This is a genomic window from Vibrio iocasae, from assembly GCF_042245395.1.
Classification (GTDB): domain Bacteria; phylum Pseudomonadota; class Gammaproteobacteria; order Enterobacterales; family Vibrionaceae; genus Vibrio; species Vibrio iocasae.
Genome location: NZ_CP145310.1, coordinates 744251 through 759400 on the forward strand (window position 1 = coordinate 744251; position 15150 = coordinate 759400).

General features: G+C 43.9%; 14 protein-coding genes and 1 riboswitch. Of the genes, 4 read left to right on the plus strand and 10 right to left on the minus strand.

Annotated features, from left to right (window positions below; translation table 11 throughout):
• Positions 1-49 precede the first annotated feature (49 nt).
• Together SNR28_RS03380 and SNR28_RS03385 are read right to left on the minus strand one after the other, a co-directional pair.
• On the minus strand, positions 50-1234 hold the full coding sequence (locus SNR28_RS03380) for an MFS transporter (protein WP_375749617.1): 1185 nt from the start codon (positions 1232-1234) through the stop codon (positions 50-52).
• Between the two features lie 145 nt (positions 1235-1379).
• Complete coding sequence (locus SNR28_RS03385; protein ID WP_375749618.1) at positions 1380-2303, minus strand: LysR family transcriptional regulator; 924 nt, start codon at positions 2301-2303, stop codon at positions 1380-1382.
• Between the two features lie 285 nt (positions 2304-2588).
• On the opposite strand from SNR28_RS03385, the gene iadA reads away from it, so the two are divergent.
• Complete coding sequence (iadA, locus tag SNR28_RS03390) at positions 2589-3725, plus strand: beta-aspartyl-peptidase (protein ID WP_375749619.1); 1137 nt, start codon at positions 2589-2591, stop codon at positions 3723-3725.
• 8 nt (positions 3726-3733) lie between these two features.
• Positions 3734-5188, plus strand: coding sequence for a C4-dicarboxylate transporter DcuC (dcuC, locus tag SNR28_RS03395; protein WP_375749620.1), 1455 nt, complete (start codon positions 3734-3736; stop codon positions 5186-5188).
• 58 nt (positions 5189-5246) lie between these two features.
• Here the strand turns inward: dcuC and SNR28_RS03400 are convergent, their stop codons facing one another.
• The 8 genes from SNR28_RS03400 to SNR28_RS03435 form a co-directional block, all read right to left on the minus strand.
• Positions 5247-5876 carry a DUF1349 domain-containing protein gene (locus SNR28_RS03400; protein WP_375749621.1) on the minus strand — a complete coding sequence of 210 codons (630 nt, stop codon included), beginning with the start codon at positions 5874-5876 and terminating at the stop codon, positions 5247-5249.
• Between the two features lie 83 nt (positions 5877-5959).
• Complete coding sequence (locus tag SNR28_RS03405) at positions 5960-6841, minus strand: diguanylate cyclase (RefSeq protein WP_375749622.1); 882 nt, start codon at positions 6839-6841, stop codon at positions 5960-5962.
• Positions 6842-6940: 99 nt separating this feature from the next.
• A complete protein-coding gene (locus SNR28_RS03410) occupies positions 6941-7639 on the minus strand; it encodes an ABC transporter substrate-binding protein (RefSeq protein ID WP_375749623.1) in 699 nt (232 codons plus the stop codon).
• Positions 7640-7664: 25 nt separating this feature from the next.
• Entirely contained in the window at positions 7665-8405 is a 741-nt protein-coding gene (locus SNR28_RS03415) for an ABC transporter ATP-binding protein (protein WP_375749624.1), read from the minus strand.
• The gene (locus SNR28_RS03420; protein WP_375749625.1) at positions 8398-9348 is read right to left on the minus strand and encodes a FecCD family ABC transporter permease; all 951 of its coding nucleotides are present in this window, start codon (positions 9346-9348) and stop codon (positions 8398-8400) included. Before SNR28_RS03420 ends, SNR28_RS03415 begins: the two co-directional genes overlap by 8 nt.
• A complete protein-coding gene (locus SNR28_RS03425) occupies positions 9345-10082 on the minus strand; it encodes an ABC transporter permease (RefSeq protein ID WP_375749626.1) in 738 nt (245 codons plus the stop codon). The genes SNR28_RS03420 and SNR28_RS03425 overlap by 4 nt, the downstream gene beginning before the upstream one ends.
• Entirely contained in the window at positions 10075-11007 is a 933-nt protein-coding gene (locus SNR28_RS03430; RefSeq protein ID WP_375749627.1) for an ABC transporter ATP-binding protein, read from the minus strand. The genes SNR28_RS03425 and SNR28_RS03430 overlap by 8 nt, the downstream gene beginning before the upstream one ends.
• An 8-nt stretch (positions 11008-11015) precedes the next feature.
• Entirely contained in the window at positions 11016-11996 is a 981-nt protein-coding gene (locus tag SNR28_RS03435; protein ID WP_375749628.1) for a sirohydrochlorin cobaltochelatase, read from the minus strand.
• Between the two features lie 114 nt (positions 11997-12110).
• Positions 12111-12300: riboswitch (cobalamin riboswitch) on the minus strand.
• A 454-nt stretch (positions 12301-12754) separates the two neighbouring features.
• Here SNR28_RS03435 and SNR28_RS03440 point away from each other — a divergent pair.
• Both SNR28_RS03440 and SNR28_RS03445 read left to right on the plus strand, forming a co-directional pair.
• Positions 12755-13939: an acetate/propionate family kinase gene (locus SNR28_RS03440; protein WP_375749629.1), complete on the plus strand. Its 1185-nt coding sequence runs from the start codon at positions 12755-12757 to the stop codon at positions 13937-13939.
• Between the two features lie 71 nt (positions 13940-14010).
• Positions 14011-15093: a glycerol dehydrogenase gene (locus SNR28_RS03445; protein WP_375749630.1), complete on the plus strand. Its 1083-nt coding sequence runs from the start codon at positions 14011-14013 to the stop codon at positions 15091-15093.
• The last annotated feature ends 57 nt before the right edge of the window (positions 15094-15150 follow it).

Here is a 15150-nt window from a genome sequence, read left to right on the forward strand (position 1 = left end):
GCGTTAGCTCGAAACTTTAACTCTCTTATACACTAACTAGAAAATGGTTCTAAGCCATTGCGATACGTTGTTCCGGGTTACGCTTATCGAGACTCGCGCTCAATCGGGTTAGCAACAGCGCGATGAATACAACCACTGCACCAATCCATGGTGTATGCATCAAACCTGCCTGTTCAACAACCAGACCTCCACCCCATGAACCCAGAGCAATACCAACATTAAAAGCCGCGATATTTAAGCCAGAAGCGACGTCTACTGCATCTGGAGAGTACTTCTCAGCTAGTTTAACAACGTATACCTGAAGGCCCGGTACATTGCCAAAGGCGAATGCTCCCCAAACAAGAATCGTCGCAACGGCAGTGAATTTGTTGACCGCTGCCAGGTTAAACACCAGCAATATTGCAGCTAGAGCCAGAAAGATAAAAGTAAGTGCTTTAGTTGGTCCCATGCTATCAGCCATCTTTCCACCCCAAATATTCCCGATTGCTACAGATACGCCATAAACAAGCATGATCAGACCGATAGCGCTTGATTCGAATCCTGTTACGTTTTCAAGGATAGGAGCAAGATAGGTAAAGGCTGTGAAAGTACCACCGTAACCTAAAGCTGTGATCGCATAGACAAGTAACAAGCGAGGTTTTGTCAGCACTTTGAGCTGAGACGACAATTTAGTGGCTGGTGGTTGCTTAAGGTTTCCAGGTACCAGAATTGCGCTACCGATTAGGGCGATAAGACCAAGTATCGCGACAATTAGAAAAGTCGCTTGCCAGCCAAATGTTTGACCAATCCAGGTGCCCAGTGGCACACCAGTTACCAGAGCCACGGTCAGGCCAGTGAACATGATGGCAATCGCGCTTGCTGCCTTGTCTTTAGAAACTAACCCAGTGGCAATAGTGGAACCGATCGAAAAGAAGACACCGTGGGCCAGACCCGTGAGTATACGAGCGGCTACTAATGTGCTGTATCCAGGTGCCTGCCAGGCGACAAGGTTTCCTAGTACAAACAGAGCCATAACGGCAATAAGAACAGTTTTGCGTTTCCAGTTACCAGTCAGGGCAGTGAGTACGGGTGCTCCGATAGCAACCCCAAGAGCATAAAGGCTAACAAGGAGTCCTGCAGAAGGTAGAGAAACATTTAGATCGGCCGCCATGGTTGGAATCAACCCAGCAATAACAAATTCGGTTGTACCGATGGCAAAAGCACTGAGTGTCAGCGCGAATAATGCGATAGGCATATTATCCCCTCAAACTAATTGATGTGTTTTATTGTTCGAGGGCTATTATTCATGTTTCAGAAATCGCAAAAATACCACTTTCTACAAATGACTTTTGCAAAAAACGCGAAGAGATGATCAAAAGGTTTATTTTGAAAATCGGGTTTTACTGCTGGTCTTCAAATGAACCTGTGCCTTCGATGACTTCGCTTATGCCTTCCCAGAATTGTCGAACGGATGGTCGCATAATCCCCTTAGAGCGGTAGCAAACGACATTGAGAGGGACGGTCAGTTCAGCTTTGTCTGCAAACACGGGGATCAGGCTTCCATTTTTAAGCTCCTCTTCTATCGCATGGCGAGGTACCCACGCAATCCCTTGTCCTGCTGTCGCCATCTTGATGAGCGTTTCACTTAAGGTTGTTTCGACAATCTGCTCAAGTGGAAGGTTAGATGTTTCAACCATTGGGGCAACGACACTTCTCAGAAAGGTTTGCTCCGAATAAGCAAGATAAGGAAGCTTTGGCATAGATGAGACGCTTGCCATGAGCTCAGGTGAGGCAACGGGTATTATTCTCTCTTTTAATATGAGTTGTTGCTCAAACTTGTCTTCAATTAAAAAGGAAGGCCTCATTTCCCTAGTATCGTAAGCAAATAATACATCAGAGGAATTATCTAATAATGCTTGGTAGTGATTATCAATACCTTGTACAGAAGGGTTTATATCAAAGTACAAACCTTCAAGGTGTTGTTTAGCTTGTTTAAATAGTTTTGGAATAAGATTAATTGCAAAGGAGTGCAGACAAACAATACGTACAGATTTATCACTCTTTAATGAGGCATTATAAAAATCTTCTTTCGTTACTTTAACGGTGTCTAATATTTTTTCTGCATAAGGAACGAAGTTCTTTCCATGTTCAGTCAGTGTAATTGGATATGTAGAACGGTCGAATAACGGAACGCCAAGCCATACCTCCAGAGCTTGTATTCTACGGCTAAATGCAGATTGTGTTACATACCGCGCTTTTGCTGCAGCAGAAAAACTTTCGAGCTCTGCTAACGTCATGAAATCATCTAACCATTTGATATCCAAGTTTTTAATCCTGTGTTTGGAGGTTATTCGTTAAATGAATACTATCATTCATAATCAGCAATAGAAAGAGAATTACTTACTTAAAGTAAGGGTATAGAATAAAAATGAGTCACCATAAAGGGTTAGAAATATAATTTAAATTTACACCGATAATAATTTATTTAATCAAGTTTTTCATTGGAAATCTGTTTAATTAAACGGACGGGATTCCTTTGTCTAAATAATTATGTCCCTGTCTGTAAATTATAGATGGCTTTAAGCTAGTAACACTAAAGAGAAATAACAATGTTTACCCTACTAAAAAATGCTGAATTATATAGTCCAAAGCGTATCGGTAAATCAGATATTTTGCTCGGTCACGGAAAAGTGTTGGCAATATCCGACGAGTTAAATTTATCTGGTCTAGGCGATATAAATAAAATCGATTGTGAAGGGAAGATAGTTGCTCCCGGATTAATTGACCAACATATCCATTTAACCGGAGGCGGAGGTGAAGCTGGCTTCTCTAGTCGCACTCCTCAGGTGACGTTGTCACGACTTGTTCGTGCAGGGACAACTACGGTTGTAGGTGTACTTGGAACGGATGGAATCTCTCGCTCTCCAAAAGATTTATATGCAAAAGCTTCAGCGCTGTGTGAAGAAGGTTTAACTGCCTATATGCACACCGGATCTTATGAAGTGCCTACGAAAACCATTACTGGATCTATCCGTGATGATATGACCTTTGTACCTTCAGTTTTGGGTGTGAAGATCGCTCTTGCTGATCACCGCTGTTCTTTCCCAACGATTAATGAACTTTCCCGTATTGTTTCTGATATCCGAGTTGCGAGCTTGTTGTCCGGTAAAAAGGGCTTGCTGCATGTGCACATGGGGGCTTTGCCGGAGGCATTTGCTCCACTAAATGAACTGGTTCGTATGGGGATTCCGGTCCAGCATCTCTCTCCAACTCATGTCGCCCGTACAGAAGCCTTGTTTGATGAAGCTATTTCTTTTGCTTTAAGTGGCGGTTTTGTGGATATCACCTCAGGTGGTAGTCGCTTCACTCCACCAGAGCAGGCCGCAAAATTGGCACTTGATTCGGGTGTTGATGTAAGTCGAATCACGATTAGTAGTGACGGAAATGGCAGTCTGCCTAAATTCGATGACGAGGGTAAATTAACCGGCTTAACCGCAGCTAGTGTGGACGGAAATCTTCTGATATTGCCAAAGCTAGCTGAACAGGGCATTTCTCTAGAGCAAGCGTTCTCGATGCTAACTTCAAACGTAGCTAACTCGCTGGGCATACAAAAAGGTACTATTCAGGCTGGGCGCGATGCAGATCTGTGCGTGTTCGATAAAGACTTAAATCTCGAAACGGTTATCGCCAGAGGCCAGACAATGATGCTGAATAACGAAATTCTTGTACACGGAAACTTTGAGTAAGGAAGAACATGAGTCTTTTAATAGCGTTAGTCGCCCTGGTGATAGCGGGACGATTTATTCTTAAAAAATACAATCCTCAAGGCGTGCTTTTTACCACAGGTATTGTTTTGATGGTGATAGCGATTTTTATGCAGGACGCGAGTTTTGTAAAAAAATCGACCGGATTTATCGGATTCGATATTTTCGAATACATCAGCGCAACGTTTAGTAATCGTGGTGGAGGCCTTGGCCTGAAGATTATGTTGATTGGTGGCTTTGCAATGTTGATGTCTGCAATTGGAGCCAGTCAGGTAATGGTTCGGGTTGCGGCTAAGCCTCTAACAAAACTTCGTTCGCCATATTTGATGTTGGCACTGGCATTTATTCTTGGGCAGTTTTTATCTCTGTTCATTTCTAGTGCTACTGGACTGGGGCTACTTCTAATGGCAACACTTTACCCGGTACTCGTCAATCTAGGTTGTAGCCGCGCATCCGTTGCTGCGGTTCTGGCTAGTACTTGTGCGGTTGAAATGGGACCAGGTTCAGGCAACTCTATTCTGGCGGCAAAAACCGCAGGATTAGATATAACCGAATATTTCGTTAGCGACCAGTTACCGATTACGATCCCGACCATACTTGCCATAGCCGTTGTACACGCTTTAACACAGCGCTACTTCGATAACAAAAGTACAGAGGAAGTGGTGGAAACCCAAGAACAGGCAGTTAAGCAAGATGATACAACTGCACCGCTTTACTACGTATTGCTGCCGATCCTTCCTCTGTTCCTGATGCTAACCTTCAGTAAGATCGGAGTAGAAAGTATCAGAGTAGGAATGTCTACAGCGATTATTATCAGCGTCGCTATCAGCCTGGTATGTGAGTTTACTCGCTGTCGCGACAGCAAGGTAGTCTTTGATAAGTTGCAAGGTGTCTTTAGCGATATGGGCAAAATTTTCGCTACCGTAGTGACTCTAATTATCGCGGGTCAAACTTTTGCAATGGGTCTTAAATCGATTGGTGCGATTGACGCGATGATAGAATTAGCGACTCAGTTTGGCTTCTCTGCTGCGATCATCGTTCTTATCATGGCACTGCTGACATTCTCGATTTCTGCCCTAATGGGATCGGGTAATGCAGCGTTCTTTTCATTCGCACCAACCGTACCTCAGATAGCGAAAACCATTGGTGTCGATGTTTCCAGCATGATTTTGCCAATACAAATGTCTGCTGGCATGGGGCGAACTATCTCTCCAATCGCTGGTGTTATTATCGCTGTATCTGGTATGGCAGGCTTGTCACCATTTGATGTGGTTCGCAGAACCTTGTTGCCTATGTTAAGTGGCTGGCTGTTCATGCTTACCATCACATTTAGCGGTAGTGGTCAGTTGCTTGATATTTTACCGTTTTTGGCAGGTATGGCTGTGTTAGCGAGTGTAGTGTTCTTTTATCGTAAGAACAAAGAGCAAAAATTAGCGACAGAATAACGTTCATTGCTCTAACTTAATCATCAAAAAATCCCACTCGACTGAGTGGGGTTTTAGTTTATACAGCGTGAGCTAACCATTTACATGGTTCTAGCTTCATACCGGAGAATGTAGCAGTGAATGATGATTTCAGTGGGCTACATGCGTAAACACCGAACTTAACTGAGTTGCTTGCAGGTAAAGGAGGGTTACATTTACCCATTTCCGCAGTGGTTTCACCTAGAGAGTGGAGGTGGAAAATCCTCATTTGCTTGAACGTCTCTCCATCAACCGAATGTTCAATCAGGAAATCTGGCCCTCTTCGGCTTAAGCGATACCAGATATGACTTGGTAGCGGAATATCTGTTGTTGCCCAGTCGGAGTAACCAAGGTTAGTGACTACGCTGCCAAGGCGTGAAAATTGTTCATTTTCATACTCAATGGAGGCTTTAAACCAGTTTTCATTATCTAGATAAATAATCAGACCGCATTGATCAAATTGAGCCTGATATTCAAAGCTGACTTTTGTAGTGAACGTGAAATTTTCATTTGATTCTACTTGCAGAGCAGGCGCGTTGTCATTTCTAAAGCCGTAGTATGAACGCTGCCAGAAGTCTGTTTCAGGTTCTGTTGTAATCGATACCGACTCTGCTGTTACCTTATGTAATTTTGGCTCGAATATCCATTCGCCCTTTGTAAAGTCTATCATTATCTTTTTCTCATCTAACTAACTGATACCTGGATTCTATGTCCAAATGTAGAGAAAAAACGAGAGGGGAGTCATGCGCCTAATTACTGAACATCGACAACCTGATTTCGACCACGATGTTTTGCTACGTAGAGTGCGCCATCGGCTCGGCTTAGCAGAGAATCGATGTTGTCGTTTTCCCTAAGTTCTGCAGCACCAATGCTAATAGTGAATTCCGGGCCGCTCATCTCGCGGCTCATTTTCTGTACCTGAATTCGAATGCGCTCTGCAATCATCTTCGCATCTTCAATGGAGGTTTCTGCGAATAGTATAGCGAACTCTTCACCACCAAGGCGGCCCAGAAGATCTTCATGTCGAAGGCTTTCCTGGCAGATATCAGAGAGCATGCAGATCGATTGATCTCCAACGGCATGACCGTAGCCATCGTTCACTGCTTTAAAATTGTCTATATCTAACATCAGAACGGATAGCGTACGTTTATTTCTGTCGTGGAAACTGATCTGCTTAGATGCAGTGAGAAAGAAATGCCGTCGATTACTGATACCGGTTAGGTAGTCGGTGTTTGATTCGTGGGTCAACTTCTCTTCCACTTGTTTACGAGAGGAAATATCAACCAGAGTCCAAACCACACCTTTGTCCAGATCAGGCTTATCTCCAGCATCTATCGCTATTGCTGAAATACTAAGCCAGACTGTGTCTCCTCCCTTCTTTAAGAACGGAAAGTCCACAACGATGGGTTTACCCTTCAGCAGGCTTTTTTCTATATAAAAGTTAAAGAGTTCCTGGTGGGATGAATCTATGTGGTAGGAGTCGATTTTAAGGCGGTCGATATCTTCAAATGTGTTATAGCCCAAGAGCTCACAGGCTGATTGGTTTGCCTGCGTGATATTCATATCTCTATCAGTTAACAAAATGCCCGCCAGGCACTTTTCATACAAACATCTGAAATCAATCTGACCGTCCATGTGCACCTACCCGTAATGACGTTGTAATCACTAACGATACAACTAAGTCTAATTCAAAATGGTGAGGTGCATAGGAGGATAGTTAAGATATTATTCCGCTTATTCCTGAAACTTCTTATTCATCTCAAGAGCGAGATAGAAGGAACGTGTTGTTGCTCTTGAAAATTCAAGCTGATCAACTTTTATTATCTGACTGTCAATAATGCTGTAATTTGGCCTGCTTAGCGGTGGTGTAGGGCTTTTGTTCATGGGGCCAACCTGATAGAGATAAAAGTCCGGGTTTTCAAATAGGATACTTTCTACATTGAACTTCACGACTTTACGTTTGCCGGGGGCAATCAGCTCGCCACCTGCCGCAGTGATGATTCCGTTTACAATGCTTTTCTGTCCGGCAACCATAAATGGACTTTCGGTTACCTCAAAGACCACTCTTGGCTTGTTCTCAAGAGGCTTAATCTGAGACTGAATATCTGACAGCTCTGCCACCAACTGTTTTGCTTGTTGTTGTTTATCGACAACCCTGCCTATCTTGACGATTTGTTCCAAAATCTCATTCAGGGTATATGGATCGTATTGAATGACATCCGCATCGATTTGCTGCTTCATTTGATCCGAGAAAAAGCGGTTTGTGCTGATGATAAGCAGATCGGGCTCTAACCCTTTTAGCAACTCCACATTTGGCTTGATATGGGAACCTATCTTTAGTGCATCTGGAAAGTCGTGATTACTGCGTGTGACGCCCACAACTTTGTCTTGAGCACCCAGCTTAATCAGAATGTCTCCTGCAGCAGGAGCCAAAAGGACAATTCTTTCGTATGCGTAGCTAGTTGGGACAAAAATTAAAGCTAGAAGTATCAGTAGATACCGTAACATCATAAACCTCAGAAAGTAGTTGTGGTGTTACCGCATCACGCGGAACATCGTAGATTAGATTGCCTTGTTTAAAGAACAGGAAGCGATCAAAGTAGCGGTGAGCCAGATTGATATCGTGCACTGAAGTTATCACCGTCTGTGGTAGTCGATGCATGTGTTCAAATATCTCTAGCGTGTGCCTGATATCAAGGCTGGAGTTAGGCTCATCCATAAAGATGATAGGCGCTTCCTGATTCAGAACCCTGGCTATCATGACTCGGCGCTTCTCACCGCCTGACAAATCGGCATAGCTCTTATCTTTGTACTGGTCGATATCGAGCAGCTTTAACAGATCAAGCGTGATGTCGCGATCTTTCTGCTGAAAATCATTGCTTGTCAGGTGCACATACCTACCTAGTAATGCCACTTCCATAACACTAAAAGGGAAGGAGATATCAGAGAACTGAGCAAGTACTGAGAATAACCGGGCACGCTCGGCATGAGGGATCTTCTCTATCGCTCTGTTTTGATAGAACACCGATTTCTTGGGTACATCAATTAATCCAGTTGCTAGGTTGATCAGGGTACTTTTACCACAGCCGTTCTCACCCATTAGCGCGACTTTTTCCCCGTGCTTTATTTCCAGCTCCGGGACACTCAGTTTGAAGTCTCCGCGGGAAAAATTGAGATTTTTAATCGTAAGGTTAGCCATTCCAGAAGTGCTCCCTGCGACGTTTTAACAGGTAGAAGAAGAACAGGCCACCAAAGATGGCAGTCATGATACCTACTGGCAATTCGGCGCCTCCTGGAATAATTACACGTGATAACGTATCGGATGCCATCAACAAGAATGCACCAAACAGGCTTGAATAGAATATGTTGTGCTTCATATCGCTGCCAAACAGGCTACGTGAAATGTGTGGGACAATCAGGCCGACAAACCCGATGATGCCAGAAAAGCTAACCGCTACCGACACCAACAGGGTAGAGGCGATAAATACAATTGATCGTAGCCTGTGAACGTTGACGCCTAAGCTCTGCGCGGAATGTTCATCGAGCGCTAGGATATTCAGCTTCATTGCGTTTCGGTGCAGATAAGCGAAGACCAGTGCAAAAAGTACAATACAGATGATCAATCGTTCTGCATTCACCATAAATATTCCCCCCATCAGCCAGTAGACGATGGAGTTTAATGAGTCTTCAAAGTAGTACTTAGAGAAGCTGATAACAGCAGAGGAAACCACATTCATCACCACACCAGCAAGAATCATGGTGATCGGGTTGATTCGCCCTCCGGTCAGGGACATTCGATAAACCATGGCAAGTCCACTAATACCAGTGATAAAAGCGAAAACAGAGATGAGATGAACCGGCATACCTAATGAGATAGCAAGTACGGCCCCCAAAGCTGAAGACGAGGCGGCACCTGTAGTGAAACTATCTGCTAGTGGGTTTTTAAGCGTGAGCTGGTAGATGCTGCCACTAAGCCCAAGCATTGCACCGATAACCGCTGAAAACAGTACCCTAGGAACTCGCAACTCGGTAAGAATTTTGTACTCAATTGCCGACATGTCTAACGGGTTGATGAAGTTAGGTCCAATTAACATGGACAACAACATGGCGACTATGAAGATTCCAACTAGTCCCCACTTCATGCTTCAACCTTATAGACAATTCTTGTTGCGATAAAGACCAATACCACGTTTAGCACCAGTAATATTCCTAAAGACGAATAGTTAAACGGTGAATTTAGCAGGGATGAGCGGATCAAGTCTGCGCTGTAAGTCAAAGGCGACAGCTTTGCCAGCCACTGAATAAACAGCGGCATTTGATCGACAGGGAAGAATGTGCCTGAAAGGAACATCATTGGTGTAATAACAAATGAGTTCATTGTCGCCTGATCTCTGTGGTTCTTCATTTTCAGAGAGACAATCAAGCCAATGAGTGCAAAAGCGATCAGATGAAGGACCAAAGCGAGCAAAAACTGGATACCAAAATGCAGTGAAATTCCGCAAATCACACTGTAAACAGAGACGACTACAACTGGAATCATGCCCTTGGTTACACCGTAAGCGACTTCACCCAGCACGATCTGCCAGCGCTGATTGGGAGAGAGCAGATACTCTTCAAATATTTTTAAGTAGAAACGGCTGATGTTTATCTCGGTAGCGATATTGTAGCTGTGGTTCATGCTTGACATGGCAAGCAGGCCGGGCAGAAGGAAAGTCAGGTAGTCCAGCCCCTCGACACTGGTTCCCTTGCCGACACCGTAGCCAAAGGCCATTAAATAAAGAAACGGTGGCACGGCTGCTGCCAGAACCACTCGCACTAGCTTTTTTCGGAGAACAGTACACTCCCGGTAGTAGATACCTACAACACCATCAAGCATTTTTGACTAACCTCTTTCCTGTTAAATGAAGGAATACGTCTTCCAGTGTTGTCTCCCTGATGCTTACAGGGGCGTGTGTAATTTGAGATAGCCTTTTAAGTGCTTGCTCTCTGTCATCAAAAAATTCCTGGGTGAACTCCTCTGACTCAATATCCAACACACATTGACCGAGCTGTTGTTTCAGAGTGTCCGCGGTTCCCTCTGTTATGATTTTGCCGCTATCGATAAAAATAACTCTTTCCGATAGACGTTCTGCTTCCTCAATATAGTGGGTAGTCAGGAATATGGTGCACTTACGTTCCTGATTGATTTTATTCAGGAAAGACCACATCTTCCTGCGACTGTGGGGATCGAGCCCTACGGTAGGTTCATCCAGAAAGAGGATTTTAGGTTTGTGCATCAGGGCTCTGGCGATCACTAGCTTGCGCTTCATGCCGCCAGAGAGTTTTCCTGATGGTTTTTCTTTATGATCTTGCAGGCCAGCAAACTCCAGACTCTCTTCAATGGCTTGTTCGAGGTCTTTGCCTCGCATTTTGTACAAAAGCCCATGAACACGGAGGTTTTCGGCAGGGGTGAGTTCTCTGTCGATATTGTTGTGTTGAGGTACAACACCAATTAAACGTCTTAGTTCATGTCTGTCGGAACGGTTTTCCTGACTTTCATACAAAATTTTGCCCGAGTCTGGCTCTAGCAGGCCGGTGAGCATTTTTATCGTTGTGGTCTTTCCGGCACCGTTAGGGCCGAGAAAGGCACAAATTTCTCCTTTTTTAAGGGAAAAACTCATGTTATCAACCGCCCGGCTCTTACCAAAATTTCGGGTAAGAGACCGGACTTCGATAAACGCATCCTCATTCGAGACAGCAACTTGTATGGATACTGTGTCTGGTTTTGATGCTGTGTTATTTGGAACTGAGGTTGCGTTCACTTCATTACCTACTTAAGCGCCAGTTTTGCATCGTTTGCTGCGTCAACCAGATGCTGAAGATAGATCTTTTGGATAGCATCGTTGCTACCAAGGCCTTCTAGGACTGGTGTTACTTTGATGCCTTCATTAGAAAGCATCACTTTCCATGAATCTTCTTCATCACCAGCCATATCGTTAGTTGCGTGGTCTCCAGCAACGACCATCAGTGGTTTGGCAGTAACTTTTTTAACACCATCTTTTTTCATATCGGCCAGTATCTTATCGAAACCAGGATGCCCTTCTACAAGACCTACATATGTTTTCACTTCTGGGTAAGCTTCATTCATCATCTCGCCCAGTTCATAGTACAGGCCTGTCGAGAGGTGGTCATTACCGTGTCCCATGTAGACAAGAGCGGAATTGTTTTTCTTAGCCAGTTCAACGTCGCTTTTCAGCGCAACGGTTAGCTTTTCGAGGTCCTGACGATACTCGTAATCTTTACCCCATGTTCCCATTAAAGGGCGGCCAATAGTGATGGTATGGAAAGGCTTCCATTTCTGCTTGATGGTTTCTATAGAGCTAAGTGCATCGGTATACGCTTTAAGATCGATGAACTCTTCACCGTGGGTAAGAAGCGTCGTTTGAACGACGATGTTTTTATAACCTTCGTTCTGAAGGTCAGCCAGAGTACCCAGAATATTTTTTACATCGTAGAAGCTAGCCGGGATGTCAGGGTGGGCATCTTTGTACGCTTGATCAGAGTCTCTTTGATGCCAGATTTTGCGGATAATATTAGAAGTAAAAGCGAAACGAACAGGCGTGTTCGGATACGCCTGTTCTACTTCTTCCTGAATACCGATTAGAGAACCAACCGCGGTGTCATAAGTCGTGCCAAATGCGGCAAGAACAATAGCGGTTTTAGCTTCTTCTGGTTTAGCATCAGATGCCTGAGCAAAAGGCGCTGCAGCAATAGCGCCTAGTAAAAGAGAAGTTGAAATTTGTTTTAGCATTATAGTGTTCCGTAAGTTAGATCCAACATAGGCTTGTAAACTCTTACGGGATGAACATCGGGCATTAGCAAAGGTGTGCTTATGTACCACGAGTAACCCGCTCGTTAGGTGGAAGAAATCCACACACATTCAGGCAGGTCTCCTGGCTCTTGGGTCTACGCCTTACAAACTCCCTTCCCAGATTTCTCCAGTGGCTTATATTTGAAGACTCACCAATTACAGTTGCGGGCACAGCTCAAGAATTTAACTTGATTCCCTATTAAGCGAATGCATAAAGCATAGCACCTGAAGCGTTAATATAATGCATTAAACTTTATTTAATCAACCGTGATTAAAATCAAAAAATGGTTATTTAATAAAAATATTTCGCTGATGATAAATATATTACCATTGCAGATAAATTTATTACTTACTGCTTTATTGATAATGCCTCTCATTTTACGTGGTTAAAATTCACACTTCGCATAGTAATTATTTGTTATTAATCACAGTTCCCAAAATCCTAAATGACAATGAATTCTTAATGTTTGAATAGTCAAAAACTTGTGGTGTTGCTGTCTAACCTTATGTTTTGTGGAGGTTGGTTGGGTCGTGGTGCTGTGGGGTATGACAATATATTTGCATGGGGCGTAATTTATTACCATCGTTGTATGATTTAGTCAGCGAAATATTTTTATCCATCATTGATATATTGGTAACCCTGAATTGATCATTGTTTATAAGAAATAGACAAATAAATTAAATATATCGAGGGAGTGATGAGTAATATTGTAATGGCTGTTAATGCAGGCAGTTCAACAATTAAATTTCAACTTTTTGAAATGCCTAATGAACAGGTAATTGCAAAAGGGATAATAGATAAAATTGGTAAGCAGGACGCGGCATTCTCAGTTAAATACGGAGAGGGCCATGAGTTCACACAATATAAACCAATATTAGACTATGAATCAGCCATTGATGGCTTGCTAACATCGTTAACTGAACTAGGTATTGTTGCTGATCTTAAAGACATTACTGGGGTAGGGCATCGAGTCGCCCACGGCGGAGAGCGTTTTAGCCAGGCGACCGTTGTGACCGATGAAGTCCTAAAAGAGATTGAGAACCAAATTGAACTGGCACCGCTCCACAACCCGGCAAATGTAACCGGCATTAAAGCGATTAAACGAATCTTACCGGATGTCTGCAATGTTGCTGTGTTTGACACTGCGTTTCACCAGACAATGAAGCCAGAACATTTCTTGTATGCCATACCGTATGAGTTATACCAGCAGCATAAAATTCGTCGTTATGGCTTCCATGGTACCAGCCACGGATACGTAGCACAGTTGTGCACGCAGCAACTCAACAAACCACTGGAAGAGTTAAAAATCGTCAGTTGCCACCTTGGCAGTGGTGCGAGCATCTGTGCCATCGACGGCGGTGAATCGGTTAACACTTCTATGGGCTTTACTCCTTTAGCCGGAATCATGATGGGAACCCGATGTGGTGACATTGACCCTTCTATATCGGGTTATCTGCAAGGCAAGCTTGAGACCAGCTATGAAGAGGTTCAGGACATTTTCAACAAAGAGTCTGGTTTGTTAGGTATCTCTCAGCTTTCTAATGATTGCCGCGAAGTAGAACTGGCCGCGGAATCAGGCAATTTGAAGGCGCAACTGGCATTGGACATGTTTGTCGACAGAATCCGCCATTTTGTGGGTAGTTATATGGTTCAGATGGGTGGAATCGATGCACTTATTTTCACTGGTGGTATCGGCGAAAACTCAAGATTGATTCGAAGCAAGGTGACCGAAGGGCTCTCTGCATTTGGTATTGCAATTGATGCCGCTAAAAACAAATCGAATGACACCTGCATCCAGACTGAAGACGCGACGGTTGCGACTCTGGTGCTCAATACAAATGAAGAATTAATGATAGCCCGAGAGGTCTGTCAGAAGTTGTAAGCATTAAGAAGTAGACAATTTTTATTATTTAATTAATTGATTTAACGACAAAGTTAAAAGAGGAAAATTCAATGGATAGCATCATTATTTCTCCTGGAAAGTACATTCAGGGTAGTGGCTCAATCAAGAACATCGCAAACTACGCAAACAAGCGCTCACTGGTTATTGCCGATGATTTTGTAATGGGTCTGACAAAAGATGCAGTAACGACCAGCTATGCAGCACAAGGAGTTGAAGTTAACTTTGAACTGTTTAAAGGTGAATGTTCTAAGGTCGAAGTAGAAAGACTAAAAGGCAAGATCGCTGAGTATGGCAGTGAAATGATTGTTGGTGTCGGTGGCGGTAAAACACTGGATACAGCAAAAGCGGTTGCGTTCTACGCAGATCTTCCAGTCGTTATCGTTCCTACTATCGCATCAACAGATGCTCCTTGTAGTGCGCTATCTGTTCTTTACACCGAAGACGGTGTGTTCGATGAGTACCTACTGCTTCCAAGTAACCCGGATGTGGTTCTGATGGATACTGACATCATTTCTAAAGCACCAACACGTCTGCTTGTGGCTGGTATGGGTGATGCGCTTGCAACTTACTTCGAAGCACGTGCCGCGAAGGCCGCTCAGGCTGGCAACATGGCTGGTGGCCTGACGACCAACGCAGCACTTACTCTGGCTCGTCTGTGTTATGACACGCTGATCGATCAGGGCTACATTGCGAAAGCTGCTGCGGATGCAGGTGTATCAACTAAAACACTAGAAAACATTGTAGAAGCAAACACCTTCCTAAGTGGTGTTGGTTTTGAAAGTGGTGGCCTTGCAGCAGCTCACGCAATTCATAACGGTCTGACGCTTCTTGAAGAGTGTCACCACCTATACCATGGTGAAAAAGTAGCGTTTGGTACGATCACTCAGTTGGTTCTTGAGAACGCACCAGCAGAAGAGATCAAAGAAGTTATCGAGTTCTGCGTTAGCGTAGGTCTTCCAACTAACCTTGCGGAGATGGGCGTGAAGGAAATCGATAAAGAGAAGCTGTATGAAGTTGCTAAACTGGCGACAGCGGAAGGTGAAACCATCCATAACATGCCGTTTGAAGTGACCGCAGAAAGCGTTCTTGCGGCAATTCTTGCCGCTGACCGTCTAGGCTCAGACTTGTTCTAATTGCTAACTCATTGACAACAAATGCTAAAAAGGTTCAGTACAATCTGGGCCTTTTTT